At 75.1% G+C, this 16,559-nt stretch carries 16 protein-coding genes; 8 read left to right on the plus strand and 8 right to left on the minus strand.

Annotation, left to right across the window (positions count from 1 at the left end):
* Positions 1–293: 293 nt before the first annotated feature.
* Together ABZ924_RS24840 and fxsA are read left to right on the plus strand one after the other, a co-directional pair.
* On the plus strand, positions 294–1,103 hold the full coding sequence (locus ABZ924_RS24840) for a polyprenol monophosphomannose synthase (RefSeq protein WP_361913753.1): 810 nt from the start codon (positions 294–296) through the stop codon (positions 1,101–1,103).
* A gap of 87 nt (positions 1,104–1,190) precedes the next feature.
* Positions 1,191–1,775 carry an FxsA family membrane protein gene (gene fxsA, locus ABZ924_RS24845; protein WP_361913756.1) on the plus strand — a complete coding sequence of 195 codons (585 nt, stop codon included), beginning with the start codon at positions 1,191–1,193 and terminating at the stop codon, positions 1,773–1,775.
* 96 nt (positions 1,776–1,871) lie between these two features.
* Here the strand turns inward: fxsA and ABZ924_RS24850 are convergent, their stop codons facing one another.
* The 3 genes from ABZ924_RS24850 to ABZ924_RS24860 all read right to left on the minus strand — a co-directional run bounded on the left by ABZ924_RS24850 (position 1,872) and on the right by ABZ924_RS24860 (position 4,818).
* Entirely contained in the window at positions 1,872–2,246 is a 375-nt protein-coding gene (locus tag ABZ924_RS24850; protein WP_007262928.1) for an RNA polymerase-binding protein RbpA, read from the minus strand.
* Positions 2,247–2,596: 350 nt separating this feature from the next.
* Positions 2,597–3,979 (minus strand): MFS transporter, encoded by a 1,383-nt coding sequence (locus tag ABZ924_RS24855; protein ID WP_361913759.1) that lies wholly within the window; start codon positions 3,977–3,979, stop codon positions 2,597–2,599.
* Between the two features lie 68 nt (positions 3,980–4,047).
* Positions 4,048–4,818 carry a glycerophosphodiester phosphodiesterase gene (locus tag ABZ924_RS24860; RefSeq protein WP_361913762.1) on the minus strand — a complete coding sequence of 257 codons (771 nt, stop codon included), beginning with the start codon at positions 4,816–4,818 and terminating at the stop codon, positions 4,048–4,050.
* A 296-nt stretch (positions 4,819–5,114) separates the two neighbouring features.
* Between ABZ924_RS24860 and ABZ924_RS24865 the strand changes: the two genes are divergently transcribed.
* Positions 5,115–6,617: a PLP-dependent aminotransferase family protein gene (locus tag ABZ924_RS24865; RefSeq protein ID WP_361913765.1), complete on the plus strand. Its 1,503-nt coding sequence runs from the start codon at positions 5,115–5,117 to the stop codon at positions 6,615–6,617.
* A gap of 12 nt (positions 6,618–6,629) precedes the next feature.
* Here ABZ924_RS24865 and ABZ924_RS24870 read toward each other — a convergent pair whose 3' ends face one another.
* Positions 6,630–8,258, minus strand: coding sequence for a hypothetical protein (locus ABZ924_RS24870; RefSeq protein WP_361913768.1), 1,629 nt, complete (start codon positions 8,256–8,258; stop codon positions 6,630–6,632).
* Positions 8,259–8,300: 42 nt separating this feature from the next.
* Positions 8,301–8,495, minus strand: coding sequence for a hypothetical protein (locus tag ABZ924_RS24875; RefSeq protein ID WP_361913771.1), 195 nt, complete (start codon positions 8,493–8,495; stop codon positions 8,301–8,303).
* Positions 8,496–8,841: 346 nt separating this feature from the next.
* Here ABZ924_RS24875 and ABZ924_RS24880 point away from each other — a divergent pair, with 346 nt between their 5' ends.
* A complete protein-coding gene (locus ABZ924_RS24880) occupies positions 8,842–9,327 on the plus strand; it encodes an ankyrin repeat domain-containing protein (protein ID WP_361913774.1) in 486 nt (161 codons plus the stop codon).
* 367 nt (positions 9,328–9,694) lie between these two features.
* Entirely contained in the window at positions 9,695–11,092 is a 1,398-nt protein-coding gene (locus tag ABZ924_RS24885; protein ID WP_361913777.1) for a HEAT repeat domain-containing protein, read from the plus strand.
* A 321-nt stretch (positions 11,093–11,413) separates the two neighbouring features.
* Here the strand turns inward: ABZ924_RS24885 and ABZ924_RS24890 are convergent, their stop codons facing one another.
* The 3 genes from ABZ924_RS24890 to ABZ924_RS24900 are packed head-to-tail and all read right to left on the minus strand — an operon-like array spanning position 11,414 to position 13,748.
* The gene (locus ABZ924_RS24890) at positions 11,414–12,322 is read right to left on the minus strand and encodes a biotin-dependent carboxyltransferase family protein (protein WP_361913780.1); all 909 of its coding nucleotides are present in this window, start codon (positions 12,320–12,322) and stop codon (positions 11,414–11,416) included.
* Entirely contained in the window at positions 12,319–12,972 is a 654-nt protein-coding gene (locus ABZ924_RS24895; protein ID WP_361913783.1) for an allophanate hydrolase subunit 1, read from the minus strand. The genes ABZ924_RS24890 and ABZ924_RS24895 overlap by 4 nt, the downstream gene beginning before the upstream one ends.
* A complete protein-coding gene (locus tag ABZ924_RS24900; RefSeq protein ID WP_361913819.1) occupies positions 12,969–13,748 on the minus strand; it encodes a 5-oxoprolinase subunit PxpA in 780 nt (259 codons plus the stop codon). The genes ABZ924_RS24895 and ABZ924_RS24900 overlap by 4 nt, the downstream gene beginning before the upstream one ends.
* 126 nt (positions 13,749–13,874) lie before the next feature.
* Between ABZ924_RS24900 and ABZ924_RS24905 the strand changes: the two genes are divergently transcribed.
* From ABZ924_RS24905 to ABZ924_RS24915, 3 genes are read left to right on the plus strand one after another with little or no spacing between them, the layout of a single operon-like run.
* Positions 13,875–15,380 carry a hypothetical protein gene (locus ABZ924_RS24905; protein ID WP_361913786.1) on the plus strand — a complete coding sequence of 502 codons (1,506 nt, stop codon included), beginning with the start codon at positions 13,875–13,877 and terminating at the stop codon, positions 15,378–15,380.
* Entirely contained in the window at positions 15,377–15,643 is a 267-nt protein-coding gene (locus ABZ924_RS24910; protein WP_361913789.1) for a hypothetical protein, read from the plus strand. Before ABZ924_RS24905 ends, ABZ924_RS24910 begins: the two co-directional genes overlap by 4 nt.
* Entirely contained in the window at positions 15,640–16,536 is an 897-nt protein-coding gene (locus ABZ924_RS24915) for a hypothetical protein (protein ID WP_361913791.1), read from the plus strand. The genes ABZ924_RS24910 and ABZ924_RS24915 overlap by 4 nt, the downstream gene beginning before the upstream one ends.
* The last annotated feature ends 23 nt before the right edge of the window (positions 16,537–16,559 follow it).

Below are 16,559 nucleotides of genomic sequence, written 5' to 3' on the forward strand. Positions count from 1 at the left end.
GCCCGGATAGGTTCGGCCGCGGCCACCACCGGCGCCCGCAGCGGGCGGATCCGTCCGCTGCGCGCGCCCGGGCCCCGGGTACGGAGGAAGGTTTCGCCCGGATGGGGGTCCCCCTGCTCCGAAGGAGCTCGGGGGAGGGTGGCCCGGTGCCGGGGACCCGCGGTCCAGTAGACAACGGTCACGGCCGCCCGCCACGGGCGGGAGCGCGACCGGCCCGAAGGACCGCGGGCCCCGACCACTGTTCTAGAGTCATCCTCTGTGACAGGACGTACGAGAACGCGAAGGCGGACCCAGTGAGCGACGGCGGACAGCGGGGCCACGGACCGCTCGGCACGACCTTGGTCATCATTCCGACCTTCAACGAGGCGGAGAACATCGGGCCGATCGTCGCCCGCGTGCGCGAGGCGGTCCCCGAGGCGCACATCCTGGTCGCGGACGACAACAGCCCCGACGGCACCGGCAAGCTCGCCGACGAGCTGGCGGCCGGCGACGACCACGTGCACGTCCTGCACCGCAAGGGCAAGGAGGGGCTGGGCGCCGCCTACCTGGCGGGCTTCGCCTGGGGCCTGGAGCGCGACTACGGCGTCCTCGTGGAGATGGACGCCGACGGCTCCCACCAGCCCGAGGAGCTGCCCCGGCTGCTCACCGCGCTGGCCGGCGCCGACCTGGTCCTCGGCTCGCGCTGGGTGCCCGGCGGCCGGGTGGTCAACTGGCCCAAGAGCCGCGAGTTCCTCTCGCGCGGCGGCTCCACGTACTCCCGGCTGATGCTCGACGTCCCGATCCGCGACGTCACCGGCGGCTACCGCGCCTTCCGCCGCGAGACCCTGGAGGGGCTCGGCCTGGCCGAGGTGGCCTCCGCCGGGTACTGCTTCCAGGTGGACCTGGCGCGGCGCGCGGTGAAGGCCGGCTACCGCGTCGTGGAGGTGCCGATCACCTTCGTCGAGCGGGAATTCGGCGACAGCAAGATGAGCCGGGACATCGTGGTGGAGGCCCTGTGGCGGGTCACCCAGTGGGGCCTGCAGGCCCACGCGGCCAAGCTGACGGGCCACGACAAGGGCCACGGCAAGGACCACGGCAAGACCCCGGGCCAGGGCGGGAAGTAGGGCGGAAGCAGTCGGGAAGCCCGCAGGGGATGCCCGGCGCCTGGCGGCTGAGGCCGCTTTTACGCCGTCCCGGGCACACTGGATGCCATGACGACCGGCGTTCCCACCTCGACGGCCCCCCGGCGGCGCTCGCCCGCCCGTACGTTCCTGCCCCTGGCGGTCGCCGCCTGGCTGGTCCTGGAGATCTGGCTGCTCGGCCTGGTCGCCGACGCGGGCGGCGCCCTCGCCGTCACCGCGGTGCTCGCGGCCGGGCTGGTGCTGGGCGTGGTCGTCATCAAGCGGGCCGGGCGCCGGGCGTTCCGGAGCCTGACGGACACCTTCCAGCAGGCGCAGCAGGGCCGCCCGCCGACCGGGCGGCAGCCGGCCACCGGCCCCTCCGGCAACGGCATGACCATGCTGGCCGGCCTGCTGCTGATCGTGCCGGGCCTGCTCTCCGACCTCGCCGCCCTGCTGCTGCTCGTCCCGCCCGTGCGGGCGTGGATCGGCCGTCGTACGGCGCGCACCCTGGAGCGGAGGATGGCCGCGGCCCCGTCCGGGAGCTTCGCAGACGCCTTCCAGCAGGCGCGCATCCACTACCCGGACGGCAAGGTCGTCCAGGGCGAGGTCATCCGCGAGGACCAGCCGCAGCGGCCGGAGCCCGATCCCGGCCACCGCCCGCCGCTCGCGCCCTGACCGGCGGGCCAACAAGACAACGGGCCAAAAAGACAAGCCGAGGGCCCCGCCACCAGCAGGTGGCGGGGCCCTCGGCTTGTTCTCTTCGTCCGGCCGTCAGGCGGACTTGCGGCTGTCCCGCGGATGCACGGCGATGTTCATGGCGCCGGAACGAAGGACCGCCAGCCTTTCGGCCAGGACCTCCTCCAGCTCCTCGCGGGTACGCCGCTCCATGAGCATGTCCCAGTGCGTTCGCGCGGGCTTGCCCTTCTTCTCCTCGGGCCCGTCCCCGTCGACCAGGAGTGCCATGGCGCCGCACGCCTTGCACTCCCACTCCGGCGGAATCTCTGCCTCAACCGAGAACGGCATCTCGAATCGATGTCCGTTCTGGCATGCGTACTCCACCGCCTGGCGCGGGGCCAGATCGATGCCGCGGTCCGTCTCGTAGCTGGTAACCACGAGCCGCGTACCGCGGAGAGCTCGCTCACTCATGAATCGTGCCTCCCGGGCTTGTCGCCCACAGGACAGGTGTCGCTGTCGTCGTCATCCGGTCAACGTCCGGTCGGCGGTATAGATTCCCGCTCCGGGTGATGCGTCGCCCGTCGTGCCGCCCCTTGTTGTACCCACCAATGCCCGTTTTGTCACATCTGGCAGCAGATGTCACCCAACGTCTATACTTCTTCAGCGCGCAGTAACGCTCCGCCTGGCAGGCCAAAGGCGTACACTACCGGCCCTTTGCTTCAACGTCGAAATCCGTTCGGAATTCGCATGAAGATCCGGCCCCGGAGCGTGTGCCGGGCGGACGCGGACCGTGTCCTGAAACGTGATCGGCGCGGACGCGGTCAGATGCGCTCGGGAACAGGATTGCCCGCCGCGGCCACCGCGCGCCGCACCGGCACCCGCGCCAGCAGCACGAAACCCAGTGCGAAGAAGACCACCAGCGAGATGATCGCGTCCCGGTAGCTGCCCGTGACCTGGTACGTCAGGCCGAACACCAGCGGCCCGACCCAGCTCAGCCCGCGGTCGCTCATCTCGTACGCGGAGAAGTACTCCGCCTCCTTGCCCGCCGGCACCAGGTGAGAGAACAGCGAACGCGACAGCGCCTGGCTGCCGCCCAGCACCAGCCCGATCATCGAGGCGAGGGCGAAGAACCACACCGGGGTCCGGGCCGGCAGGAAGTACCCGGCCCCCAGCGTCAGCGCCCACGCCGCCAGCGAGCCGAGGATCGTCCGCTTCGCCCCGTACGTCCGGGCCAGCCGGCCCATTGCGAGGGCCCCGCCCACCGCCAGGACCTGCACCAGCAGCACCGCCCCGATCAGCGTGGACTGCTCCAGCTGCAGCTCCTCCGAGCCGTACACCGACGCCTGGGAGATCACGGTCTGCACGCCGTCGTTGTAGATCAGGTACGCCAGCAGGAACGACAGCGTCAGCGGATAGCGCCGCATGTCCTTCAGCGTCGCCACCAGCTGCTTCCAGCCACTCACCGCCGGTTCCGCACCCGGCTCCCGGACGACCGCCCGGTCCCGCAGCCGGCGCAGCGGGATCACCGCGAAGGCCCCCCACCACAGGCCCGCCGAGGCCAGGCAGATCCGCACCGCCGCGCCCTCGGACAGGCCGAACCCGTCGTGGCCCAGGTACAGCGCGAGGTTCGCCACCAGCATCAGCGAGCCCGCGGTGTAGCCGAAGGCCCAGCCCCGCGAGGAGACCGTGTCGCGCTCGTCGGGCGTGGAGATCTGCGGCAGGTAGGCGTTGTAGAGCACCATCGACACCGACAGCGCGGCATTCGCGATGATCAGCAGCAGCCCGCCCAGCAGGTAGCGCTCGCCGCCCAGGAAGAACATTCCGGTCGTCGCCGCGGCGCCCGTGTACGCGGCCACCGCCAGCAGCGGCTTCTTGCGGCCCGTCCGGTCCGCGAGTGCACCCGCCAGCGGCATGACCAGCACCGCGAGGATCACCGACGCCGACACCGAGTACGCGAAGAAGGACCCGGCCCGCACCGGGATCCCCAGCGGGTGCACATAGCCCTCGGCGTCCGCCGCGGCCTTCGCCACGGAGGTCAGGTACGGCCCGAGGAACACCGTGAGCACGCTCGCCGAGTACACCGACACCGCGAAGTCGTAGAAGTACCAGCCGCGCTGCTCCCGCTTGCGTTCAGCAGCCGCCTCCGCGGCCCGTCTGCCGTCCTCGGAACCGGCTTCCGCTTCGTCCGTGGTCTGCGCACTCATCAGTGCCCCCTCGCTGGTCCCCGTACCGCACGGCCCGCGGGCACCCGCGCGCAGCCCCGCAGCCCTAGTCAGGCCCAGGCCCCGCGCCGGTCCAGCACCGTGCGCAAGATGTCGATCCGGTCGGTCATGATGCCATCGACTCCCAGGTCGAGGAGAGCCTCCATGCGTTCCGGTTCGTTCACGGTCCACACGTGCACCTGCAGACCCCGCTCGTGCGCGGCCCGTACGAACCTCCGGTCGACCACCGGGATCCCGCCCTGCCGCTCTGGCACCTGCGCCGCCACCGCCCCGGCGCGCAGCGCCGCCGGGATCGCCCAGGACCGCAGCCGCAGCCCCATCACGCCGCGCACCCCGTAGGAGGTCGCCAGCCGCGGCCCGGCGAGCCGGTGCGCACGGGCCACCCGGCTCTCCGAGAACGAACCCACGCACACCCGGTCCCACAGCCGCGCCCGGGCGATCAGGTTGACCAGCGGGAGCAGCGCCGACTCGGCCTTGACGTCGATGTTCCAGCGGGCGTCGGGGAACTCCTCCAGCAGCTCCTCGAACAGCGGCAGCGGCTCGCCGCCCCCCACCCGGACCCCGCGCAGCTCCTTCCACGCCAGCTCCGCGATCCGGCCCCGGCCGTCGGTGACCCGGTCCAGGGTCGCGTCGTGGAAGGCCACCAGCTTCCCGTCGGCCGTGGCGTGCACATCGGTCTCGAAGTACCGGTAGCCGGCGTCGGCGGCCCGCCGGAAGGCGGCGGCGGTGTTCTCCAGCCCGTCCGCGGCGCCCCCGCGGTGCGCGAAGGGGATGGGGGCCGGGTGGTCCAGATAGGGATGGCGAAGGGGTGCGTGCGTCACGGCGGCAGTATGCCTCCTCCAGGCCTGCACCCCGCGGCCACCCGGTGGCGGCCCGGTGGCCGCACGGTGGCCCCTCGGTGAACGCGCCCGGCCGGCCCGGCCGGGCTGTCGGCGGGGCGGCCGCGGGCCTGTCCGCGGGCCGCCGACAGGCCGCCGGCCGGCTCTGCCCGCCCCTGCCCGCCCCCGCCCCTGGTCCCGCGGCCCCTCCCGTGGCACCCTGAGGCGGCAAGGCCAATCCAATCCCGGGCGCAACCCGCGCCCTCGGGGGCCAATTCGACGAAGGTGGACCGGACGGCATGGCGGAGTGGACCTCGGCGGTGGGCGCCGCACAGCTCGCACGGCTCATCACCTCCCAGCAGGAACGGCCCGGCCTCCCCGGCGCGCGCAAGCTCCCCGCGTACCGGTCGCTGGCCGACGGCATCCGCCTGCTCGTCCTCGAAGGCCGCGTCCCGGTGGCCGCCCGGCTCCCCGCCGAGCGCGAGCTCGCCGTCGCCCTCTCCGTCTCCCGCACCACCGTCGCCGCCGCCTACGAGGCCCTGCGCGGCGAGGGCTTCCTCGAATCCCGCCGCGGCGCCGGCAGCTGGACCTCCGTCCCCGCCGGGAACCCGCTGCCCGCCCGGGGCCTGGAGCCCCTGCCGCCCGAATCCCTCGGCTCCATGATCGACCTCGGCTGCGCCGCCCTCCCGGCCCCCGAGCCCTGGCTCACCAAGGCCGTGCAGGGCGCACTGGAGGAGCTCCCGCCGTACGCCCACACCCACGGCGACTACCCAGCCGGGCTGCCCGCCCTGCGCCGCATGCTCGCCGACCGCTACACCGAGCGCGGCATCGCCACCATGCCCGAGCAGATCATGGTCACCACCGGGGCCATGGGCGCCATGGACGCCATCTGCAGCCTCTTCGCGGGCCGCGGCGAGCGCATCGCCGTCGAATCCCCCTCCTACGCCAACATCCTCCAGCTGATGCGCGCCGCCGGCCTGCGCCTCGTCCCGGTCGCCATGGCCGACGGGCTCGCCGGCTGGGACCTCGGCACCTGGCGCCAGGTGCTGCGCGACGCCGCCCCCCGCCTCGCCTACGTCGTCGCCGACTTCCACAACCCCACCGGCGCCCTCGCCTCCGCCGAGCAGCGCCGGGCCATGGTCGAGGCCGCCCGCTCCGCCGGCACCGTGCTCGTCGTCGACGAGACCATGGCCGAGCTCCAGCTCGACCCCGGCCTGGAGATGCCGAGGCCCGTCTGCTCCTTCGACCCGGCCGGCTCCACCGTGATCACCGTCGGCTCCGCCAGCAAGGCCTTCTGGGCCGGCATGCGGATCGGCTGGGTCCGTGCGGCGCCCGACGTCATCCGCAGCCTGGTCGCGGCCCGCGCCTACGCCGACCTCGGCACGCCCGTGCTGGAGCAGCTCGCCGTGAACTGGCTCATGCGGACCGGCGGCTGGGAGGACGCCGTGGAGATCCGCCGCGGCCAGGCCCGCGAGAACCGCGACGCGCTGGTCGCCGCCGTCCGCCGGGAGCTGCCCGACTGGGAGTTCGAGGTCCCGCAGGGCGGCCTCACCCTGTGGGCCCGGGCCGGCGGGCTCTCCGGCTCGCGGCTGGCCGAGGTCGGGGAGCGGGTCGGCGTACGGGTCCCCTCGGGCCCGCGGTTCGGCGTGGACGGGGCCTTCGAGGGCTACGTCCGCCTCCCGTTCACCGTCGGCGGCCCGGTCGCCGAGGAAGCCGCGGCCCGCCTCGCGGCGGCCGCCCGCCTGGTCGGCACCGGCGCGGGCAGCAGCGGTGCAGAACCCCCGCGCACCTTCGTGGCCTGACCGCGGGCGCTTTTACGGGGCCTCGGCCGGGATCTCCGGCAGCGCGGCGGCGTCGACCGGGGGCCCCTGGGCCGGGGGCTGGGCCTGCAGCGGCTTGCCCATGCCGACCCGCCCCGGGCCGGCCGCGGCCACCGGCGGCCGCCCGGGCAGCAGCTCCAGCACCGCCTGGCGGTGCGCCGGGGGCGCGGCGTCGTCGTACGGGTCCGGGGCCGCGGGCACCTGCAGCCGGTGCACCGGACCCGTCCCGAGCCGCACGTAGCCGCGGCCCGGCGGCACGTGCGCCGTAGGCGTGGTGTGCGGCGGCAGCCCCAGTACCTCCGTGAGCTGCCGGACCGAGGCCGCCCCCAGCGCGACGCGGGCTCGCGCGTGCTGCCGTACCGCATCGTCCAGCAGCTCCAGGTGGTCGAACTGCTCGGCCACCGCCACGGTGATGTGCACCGCGCGCCCGTGCCGCAGCGGCACCTGCAGCCGCACCAGCGGGTCGGGGGAGCCCTCGGCGGCCGCGAGGTGCGCGAGCACGCTGGGCCGGTCCAGGAGGATCCACAGCGGCCGCCGGGTGTCGTCCGGCGCCGGACGGCCCGCCTCCCGCGCCCGGTGGGTCGCGATCAGCCGCCGCTCGGTCTCGTGCGCGGCCCACTCCAGGGTGGCCAGCGCCCCGGCCGGCCCGCTCTCCACGGCGAGCACGCCGCTGCGGCCCGACAGGCAGGCGAACTCCCCGCTGCCCCCGCCCTCCACCACCAGTACGTCGCCCCCGTGCGCCAGCGCCTGCAGTGCGATCGAGCGCAGCAGCGTCGAGGCCCCGCTGCCAGGCTGGCCCACCGCCAGCAGGTGCGGCTCGGTGGAGCGCGGCCCGGTGCGCCAGATCACCGGCGGCACGTCCCGCGGCTCGCCGTCCTCCAGGACGGGCAGCGTGCGCCGTACCCCGTCCGCGTCGGTGAAGCCGAGCACGGTCTCCCCGGGCGAGGTGACGAACGGCTGCACGGCGATCCCGGTCGGGAGGGCGGCCAGCACCCTCAGGACGAGCTCGTTGCCCTCCTCGTCCCAGTCGAAGTGGTACTCCCGGCCGCGCCCGGACTTCGCGTGCAGCAGGGCCTCGATCCGGGCCCGCGAGGCCGCCTCGCCGTCGGTGAAGTAGGCCGGGTAGCGGATGCACAGCCGCGTGATGCGGCCCGTGCCGTCGAACGCGTACCCGCTGAAGGCCCGGGCCCAGTCCCCGCCGTGGACGAAGAGCGGATTGGGATCCTCCGGGATCGAGAAGTACGGCACGAGCGCCTCGTACAGCGCGCCCAGCCGCTGGGCCTCGGCGGGAGTGGGTCCCGCCTTGACCGGGGCGCGCTCGCGGCCCTGCCACGCGGCCGCCGCCATCAGGGTGCTGAGCGTGAGCAGGGGCCCATACGGGACGAGCGCGACCACGAGGACGCAGGCGGCGCCGAGGAACAGCGCGGGACCGCGCTTGTCCTTGGGGGTACCGGCCCACCGGCGCCGCCCCGCCGCGGCCAGGAGGCGCAGGCCGCGCCCGATGACCAGCAGCGGATGGAGGACGTCCGTGGCGTGGTCGGCTGCCGCGCGGGCAAGCTCGCGCCCCCGGGCCGGCGACGGGATGCCGCTGAGGAGGATGCGGGGGAGCGGGCGCCGGGCCACGGGCGTCTCCTGGAGTCGGGGTGGGGCGGGAGGGGCGGGCGGCTAGAGCTTGATCCCGCCGAGCAGGCTCGCGAGGCTCGCCGTGCTCGCCGTGATGCTGGGGGCGATGGCGGAACCCGCGAGGAAGAAGCCGAACAGCGCGCAGGTGAAGGCGTGCGACAGCTTCATTCCGTCCTTCTTGAAGAACAGGAAGGCGATGATGCCGAGCAGGACGACGCCCGAGATGGACAGGATCATGAGTTCTCCTGGTGAGTGGGGACAGTCACCATCAGTTGTCCCAGGCTCACAGGAAGTATCAATGCGATAAAAGGTGCGTACGGGTGAATTCCGCTCCGTTTCACTTGACCGGCCCACGCCGGCTGGCGGAGCCGCCGCACACCGGCATCGCCCCCGGCTCCGGCCGGCCGGCGCACCGGCTCCCGACCCGCCGCGTCCCACCTGCGCCGATCGGGCCCCAACCGGCATCCTTGCCTCGACCTGCACCCCGTATGTGCAGGTCCGGGCGCTACTCTGGCGATTCACCCGTACGGACGCAGCCCGTGCACACCCCTGCCCTCCAGTCCTGTGAAAGGCGGCACGAACGATGAGCGAGCACCAGCCCACCGGAAACGGCTCCCCCGGCTCCCACGACGCCCCCGAGACTCCCGAGGCCCCCGCGACTCCCGAGGCTGCCGAGGCGCCCGAGGCACCCGACGAGGACGTCATCGAGCTCGCCACCAAGATCTTCGACCTCGCCCGCCAGGGCGAGACCGCGACGCTCGCCGCCTACCTCGACGCCGGGGTCCCGGCCAACCTCACCAACGACCGCGGCGACACCCTCGTCATGCTGGCCGCCTACCACGGCCACGCCGACACCGTCACCGCCCTGCTCCAGCGGGGCGCCGAGGCCGACCGCGCCAACGACCGCGGCCAGACCCCGCTGGCCGGAGCCGTCTTCAAGGGCGAGGAAGCCGTCATCCGCGCCCTGCTCGCCGCGGGCGCCGACCCGCACGCCGGCACCCCGTCCGCCGTGGACACGGCCCGCATGTTCGCCAAGGCCGAACTGCTGGAGCTGTTCGGGGCCAACTAGGGCAAGCAGTCGGAGCCAAACATTCCGGTTTTGGCCGTGACCTGGCATGCTCCGATCGGCCACCGACCTCACGGGTTGGTCACGGCGGCCGTAAATGTGGTCGCGGCGCACAAACCGGCTGGGTCATCATGGCGTCGGATTCGATTCGCGACCACGGCGGACGGGCAGGAGGGGGCAGGACGCGAAGGGTGTCCGAGCCCACCTGCTGCCGAGAACCGGCCGCCCTGGCCGCGAAGCACCGACGAGAGTGAGAAGGCAATGGTCTACATCGAGCGGAACACGACGGCGAACGTCCTCACATGCTGTTACGCGGCCCTGTGAACCCTGATTCCCGGTTGCGTCCCCAGCTTGATTTGAGGCCATTCCCATGTTCGAACCAGTCATAGCGCCAAGCGGCACCCTGCTCGGGCTCCTCCAGCGGGGCCGCGGCGACGGCACCCTGCACGCCCTCGCGGCCCCCCGGGCCGAGGCCCTCGCGGCCCTCAACCAATGCGTGCTCCGTGACCCGCGCCAGGACTGGCAGGTAGAGAACCGCTCCCTGTACTACGCCCGCCTGTACCTGGACCTCGACGGACCGCTGGGCGAGATCGAAAGCCACCTCTTCAGCGCCGACGACCTCGTCGACGACTGCGAACACCGGACCGGCCTCGCCCTGTCCGTCCTGGGCCACCTCGCCTCGTACGGCCGCGACGACGCGCTCATCCTGCTGCGCAGGTACGCCGCCGCCGGAGCCAACTGGGCCTGGGCCCTCGACGAGCTCGCCCTGCGCGACGACGACGAGGGACTGCTGTCCCTCGCCGCACCCGTCCTCGCCCGCTTCCCCGCCACCGCGGAGGGCGAGGCGCGGCTGGCCGCCGCCGTCCGCGACGCCTACGAGCCCCGGCCCTGGTGCCTGTGGGAGGAGACCGCCGAGCACGGCGAGCGCCTCGCCGCAGCCCGCCGCCAGGGCTCCTTCGACCGCTGGCAGCGACAGCTCACCCCCAACGGGCCCCGGCCCGGCTGGGGCGTCCAGGCCGTCTTCGACTGGGCCGCCGACGGCTTGCGCCGCGGCACCCCGCTGCACGTGCCCGCCGCGCGCTGTCTGGCCGCCGTCGCCTCCCCCGAGGACCGCGGCACCATCCTCGCCGCGGCCGCCGGAGCCCACGGGGACGCCGCCCGCGCCACCGCCCTGCACCACCTGGTCCTCGCCGAACCCGAGAACCCGGCCGTCCTCGACCTCATCGAAGCCGCCGCGGACGAAGCCGCCGTCGCCGCCTACGAGCGCATGTGCGGCCCCGCCGCCGTCGACCGCGCCCGCAGCTGGGCCCACCGCCCCGACGCCCTCGGCGAAGCAGCCGCCGCGCTCCTCGCCGCCCACGGCGGGGCCGAGGACACCGGGCTCGTCCTGGGCGCCCTGCGCTCCACCGTCCGCGGCTCCGGCCCGGACTCCCCGCGCCTGTTCGCCCTCGTCGACGGGGCCGGCCGGCTCTCCATCGGCTGCGCGGCACCGGTGCTGCGCCACATCTACCGCGAGACGGCCTCGTCCCACCTGCGCGGCCGCGCGGCCCGCGCCCTGGCGGGCACGGACCCGACGTTCGCGGCGGGCTTCGCGGTGGAGTGCCTCTGGGACTGCGAGGAGACCACGCGCGAGGTCGCGGCCCGCCACGCCGAAACCGCCGACGCCCGCGTGACCCCGCGCCTGCGCCGCCTGGCCACGGACCCGGCGGAGGAGGAAGACGTCCAGTCGGCGGTCCGCAGCCGCATCACCCCCGAATCAGCGGTGTAGGGGCGGGGGCGGGTCGGCCGGGTCGGCGGGGCGAAGGGACGGGAGCAGCCCGGCCCGCGGCGCCACGGGAACCGGCGGCCGACGAGTGCCACACCCGCGGCCGAGGCCGGACGGTTCGCCGGGAGCGGATCGGGCGATCCCCGACGACCGCGCCCGGCCACCGGGCCGGCAGCAGCGGCGGGCACCGGTGCGCGGGACGGGCCCGGCCTGCCGGGCGGGGCCCGGGGCCACTCCCTGACCCTCCCGTGCCTGCCCCTGTTCCTACGAGGCACCGCCCAGCAGCCCTCCAACCCGCCCCCAGGGGGGCCTCAGCCGCCGCCCCTACCGCCGTCCCGCCGCCCGGACGAACCGCAGCGGCGTTCCCGGGCGGGCCTGGGCCGCTGCGTCCAGGGCCGGGCCCTGCGGGACCACGCCGACCACCGGGTAGCCGCCCGTGACGGGGTGGTCCGCGAGGAAGACCACCGGCATGCCGTCCGGCGGGACCTGTACCGCGCCCAGGACCATCCCCTCGCTCGGGAGCTCCCCGGACCGGGCGCGGGCCAGCGGCGGTCCGGCCTCGGTGCGCAGTCCGATCCGGTTCGACGCCGGGGACACCCGGTACACCGAACGCCACAGCGCGGCGAGCGAAGCCGGCTCGAACCAGTCCGCCCGCGGCCCCGGCCCCAGCGGGAGCACCAGCTCGGCCGGAGCCCCCGGCACCCGCAGCGCGTCCGCCCCGCGGACCGGGCCCGGTCCGGCCGGGCCGACCGGCAGCACCGTCCCCGCCACCGGTACGGCCGGGCCCAGCCCGGACAGCAGGTCCGTGGAGCGACTGCCCAGCACCGGCGGCACGCCCAGGCCTCCCCGGACGGCGACGTAGCTGCGCACCCCCGACTCCGCCCGGCCGACCTCCAGCACCGCCCCCGCCGGGACCCGGACCGGCGCTCCCCAGGCCGCCGGGCGACCGGAGATCCGTACCGCACACGGCGCACCGGTGACGGCCGCGGTCACCGCGCTCCCGGCCGGGCCCAGCACCCGCAGCCCGACCCCGTCCACGGTGGTCTCCAGCGCGGCCGTGTCCGGGGGGTTGCCCAGGAGCCGGTTGGCCAGGGCGTACGCTCCCGCGTCCAGGGCGCCGGACCGGGGTACGCCCAGGTGCGCGTACCCGGGCCGGCCCAGGTCCTGGACCGTGGTCAGCGCACCCGGCCGGACCACCTCCAGCGTCACCGCAGCCACAGAGCCCCCGCTCATCCCGCCACCTCCTCGAACCGCACCCGTACCCCCGGCGCGAACAGCGCCGCCGGCTCGCGCTGCGGGTCCCACAGCACCGCCTCCGTGGTCCCGATCAGCTGCCAGCCGCCGGGGGAGGAGCGCGGATACACCCCGGCGTACTCGCCCGCCAGCGCCAGCGAGCCCGCAGGGACGGCCGTCCGGGGCGTGGCCCGGCGCGGCAGGTGGAAGCGCTCCGCCAGCCCGGTCAGGTACCCGAACCCGGGAGCGAACCCGCAGAACGCCACCCGGAACACCACCGAGCCGACGACCTCCGCCACCTCCCGCTCGGCCGTGCCCCACAGCCGGGCCACCTCCGCGAGGTCCGGCCCGTCGTACCGCACCGGGACGGTGACCAGCGGCCCCTGCGTCTCCTCGAGCGGCGGCACCTCCCAGCGCACGATCCGCTCGGCCAGCGCCGCAGGCTCCCGTACGCCGTCCAGCAGCACCGTCCGCGCGGCCGGCACCACATCGCGTACGCCCCCGCCCGCCGCACCGCCCAGCTTGCCCGCCGGACCCCCCAGCTCGCCCGCCGCGCGCCGGCGCAGCACCTCCGCGTGGAGGGCGGCCACCTCGGCCGCCGAGTCCAGCTCGACCAGCACCGCCTCGCCGCCCACCACCACGGCCCTCACGCGAAGGCCTCCACGCGCACGCCCGCCTCCACCAGCGCCCCGCGCACCCGCAGCGCGAGCCCCGCCGCACCCGGGGTGTCCCCGTGCAGGCACAGCGACCGGGCCGCCACCGCGACCCGCGAGCCGTCCGCGGCCGTCACGGCGCCCTCGGCCGCCATCGCCACCGCCCGCGCGACCACCGCGTCAGGGTCGTGGACCACCGCCCCGGGCTCGCCGCGCGGCACCAGCGTCCCGGCAGCGGTGTACGCCCGGTCCGCGAAGGCCTCCGGTACGGGGGTCAGCCCGGCCGCCTCCGCGGCGGCCAGCAGCAGCGACCCGGGCAGGCCCAGCACCGGCAGGCCACCGCCCCCGGCCGCGGCCGCCGCCATGCGGATGCCGGCCACCACCGCGCCCGCCTGGTCGGCGTCGTACACGGTGCGGTTGTACAGCGCACCGTGCGGTTTCACGTACGACACCCTGGAGCCGGCCGCACGGGCGAAGACCTCCAGCGCCCCGATCTGGTACGCCACCTCGTCCGCGAGCTCGCCCGCCGGCACGTCCATCGCGCGCCGCCCGAAGCCTGCCAGATCGCGGTACGACACCTGCGCGCCGATCCGCACGCCCCGCTGCGCGGCCAGCTCGCAGACCCGCCGCATGATGGAGGGGTCCCCGGCGTGGAAGCCGCAGGCGACGTTGGCGCTCGTGACGACGGACAGCAGGGCCTCGTCGTCGGTCAGCGTCCAGCGCCCGAAACCCTCACCCAGGTCGGCGTTGAGATCGATCAGAGGTGTGATCATGGAAGCCATGGCGTGAGCGTAGAACAACGCGCACCGCGCGGTGGGCGCCCGCCCGCCGCCCCCGGACCGATCCGGCCGAACCATGCCGTTTGGGATGTTGTCCGTGTCAGCGCCTAATCTTTGTCCGTGACTCTCCCTGCCCCGGCGAAGCCCATCCCCTCCCCGGCGCCGGGCCCGGCCGCCGACGAGGGCCTGGCCCGGCGGCTGCGCGCGCTCGCCTGCACCGCCCCGCTGCACGACCTCGACGTCCGCAAGGCCAACCTCGCCGGCGAGTACGGGATCTACGCGATGGCGGAGGTCGCGCTCGCCGCGATCGACCTGGTCACGCTGAACATGGACTTCGACACCGGCGCCGACCACGAGCAGATAGTGGCCCGGCTGCTGCCGCGCGTCGCCGCCCAGGCCCCGCACCGGCCCACCGCCGAGCACGAGCGGGTGGCCCGCTGGGTGCTGGAGAACCTGATCAACGTCGGCAGCGTCGACCGCGGCTTCCGCGCGATCTACGGCACCTTCGGCCCCGACGGCGTCTACGTCCGCCGCGACTACGACTTCAAGCTGATCGAGGAGGTCCCCGGCTACGGCGGCGCCGTCTACCTCCGCACGACGGACGAGGCCGTCAACGTCCTGGTCGGCGCCCTCGACACCGACGTCACCAGCGCCCAGATCGCCGCCGAGGTCAAGCTGGAGGTCCTCGTCAGCCGGGGCCGCCTCGCGGACGCCCAGCTCGCCGCCGAGCAGGCCCGCTACCGCACCGTGCAGTACGCCGAGACCCTGCGCCGCACTCTCGACGCCACCCGGCGCAACGTGCGCGCCGTGGACTGGCTCCAGTCCGTGCCCGACATGATCGAGGAGGCCCTCGACCACGTCGCCGACCGCTACCGGCACGAGAACGCGATCCTCACCAACATCCGCAAGGCCCGCGACGAGGCGGAGGAGCCCGAGAACAAGCGGCGCGCCGCCGAGCTCGTCGACATCGTCAAGGACTGCATCCGCCGCCACACCCAGCTGCAGTCCCGGCTGCTCGACGCCGGACCGCTGTTCCGCGCCGAGCAGGACCGCCAGGCCTTCGCCGCGCCCGCACCCCGCTCCGGCATCGACCTGTACGGACAGCTGGTCGCCCCCGTCCTGCCGCTGCCCGTCGCCGACGCCACGCGCGTCACCGACGCCTTCTTCGCCCGCGGCACCGGCCTGCGCACGCCCGTCTCCGTACGGGTCGCGGACCTGGTGGAGATACTGCTCACCCCGCCGGTGGAGCGCGAGCACCTCGGCGCCGAGATGCCCGAGCCCGACCTCATCGCCACCCCCGACGACAGCCGCTTCAGCGAGGAGCAGCTCGCCGCCGCGATGGAGCTGCTGGACCTGCCGCACGACGCCCCGCGCCGCCTGTCCGGACTGCTCGCCGAGGCCCGGCGCAGCGACCCGGACCTGCCGTACCTGGTGGCCCTGCTGGCCGTCCACGCGGCCAGCCCGGCCGTCGGCACCGCCTACCGGCAGGGCGAGGAGCGGCTGCTGTTCGCCGTGGACGACGGTACGCAGCTCGACGACCCCGAGTTCGGCGGCGCCGACCTGATCGTGGGCACCGCCCTGCTGGACGCGGCCGCCATGACCGCGGACCGCACGGAGGCGGCATGACACCCCCGCAGACCCTGTCGGGTCCGCCGGTCACGTCGGCCCTGTCGGGTCCGCCGGTCACGTCGGCCCTGTCGGGTCCGCCGGTCACGTCGGCCCTGTCGGGTCCGCCGGTCCTGTCGGTCCCGTCGGCCCTGTCGGTCCCGCGGACCCCGCCGGCCCGGCACCGCCCGCGGCCGGAAGCCGGTGCCGCCGCCCCGCACCACCCCGTCCCCGTGAGCGCGCCCGTCCCGGCAGCCGCACCGTACGAGAGGCAGTACCCGTGAGCGACCACCACGCCGAGCACCCCGCGTGGAGCGAGCCCGACGCGCCGTCGGCTCCGGCCCCGGCCGGCTCACACGTGACCCCCGCCGACGCCGCGGACGCGGCCCGGCTCGTCGCGTTCGGCCTGCAGCCCAAGCTGCTGCCCGCCCGCGACGCCGAGTACGCCGAGCTGCTGCGCCGCTACCGCGAGGACCCCGCCTTCGGCCGCCTCGCCGACGCCGTCGCCACCGGCCTCGGCCTCGTCGTCCTGGAGGTCTCGCCGCGCGCCGGCATGGCCGTCGCCGCCGGCGAGGACTCCGTCTTCGCCGTCCGCATGGGCGACTACGCCCGCCGCACCACCGCCGACTCCGGCGACCGCTTCCTGCACGGCCTCGCCCACCTCGCCGTTGCCGCCCTCGCCTTCCCGCGCCCCGAGGACCTCGCCGACGACGGCTACATCGGCCGCGTCACCGTCAACGGCGTCGACGCATTCGTCCGCCAGGCCTGCCGCCGCCTGGAGGAGCGGGCCGAGGAGCTCGGCGAGAACACCGACCCGGCCAGCGACGCCCCCGGTCTCGAAGCCGCCTGGCGCGTCTATGCCCGCCGCAGCGCGACCGGCGCCACCAAGGACGCCCGCCGCCTCGCCGGCTCCACCACCGGCATCGTCGGCAAGGCCACCGCCTTCCTCACCGACTCCGGCTTCCTCCAGCGGACCGGGGACGACGCCGGCGGCACCTACCGCACCACCCCCCGCTACCAGCTCCAGGTCCGCGACATGGCGGGCAGCGCGGCCATGGCCGAGCTCCTGGAGCTCGGCGTGGTCCCCGTCAGCGACGGCACCGCCAGCCTCCTCCCGCCGCCCGAGGGCGACGACCTGGAGCTCGCGCCCGACGCCGGCCTCCCCTTCCACGCCTGAGCCCCCCGGGCCCGTCCCCCACG

The organism is Streptomyces sp. NPDC046876, from assembly GCF_040645035.1.
Lineage (GTDB): Bacteria > Actinomycetota > Actinomycetes > Streptomycetales > Streptomycetaceae > Streptomyces.

What these genes read in the sequence shown, in the direction of transcription:
- fxsA (WP_361913756.1), top strand. Translation starts at nt 1,191, where the DNA reads ATGACGACCGGCGTTCCCACCTCGACGGCCCCCCGGCGGCGCTCGCCC.
- ABZ924_RS24850 (WP_007262928.1), bottom strand. Translation starts at nt 2,246, where the DNA reads ATGAGTGAGCGAGCTCTCCGCGGTACGCGGCTCGTGGTTACCAGCTAC.
- ABZ924_RS24855 (WP_361913759.1), bottom strand. Translation starts at nt 3,979, where the DNA reads ATGAGTGCGCAGACCACGGACGAAGCGGAAGCCGGTTCCGAGGACGGC.
- ABZ924_RS24865 (WP_361913765.1), top strand. Translation starts at nt 5,115, where the DNA reads ATGGCGGAGTGGACCTCGGCGGTGGGCGCCGCACAGCTCGCACGGCTC.
- ABZ924_RS24875 (WP_361913771.1), bottom strand. Translation starts at nt 8,495, where the DNA reads ATGATCCTGTCCATCTCGGGCGTCGTCCTGCTCGGCATCATCGCCTTC.
- ABZ924_RS24880 (WP_361913774.1), top strand. Translation starts at nt 8,842, where the DNA reads ATGAGCGAGCACCAGCCCACCGGAAACGGCTCCCCCGGCTCCCACGAC.
- ABZ924_RS24885 (WP_361913777.1), top strand. Translation starts at nt 9,695, where the DNA reads ATGTTCGAACCAGTCATAGCGCCAAGCGGCACCCTGCTCGGGCTCCTC.
- ABZ924_RS24890 (WP_361913780.1), bottom strand. Translation starts at nt 12,322, where the DNA reads ATGAGCGGGGGCTCTGTGGCTGCGGTGACGCTGGAGGTGGTCCGGCCG.
- ABZ924_RS24900 (WP_361913819.1), bottom strand. Translation starts at nt 13,748, where the DNA reads ATGATCACACCTCTGATCGATCTCAACGCCGACCTGGGTGAGGGTTTC.
- ABZ924_RS24910 (WP_361913789.1), top strand. Translation starts at nt 15,377, where the DNA reads ATGACACCCCCGCAGACCCTGTCGGGTCCGCCGGTCACGTCGGCCCTG.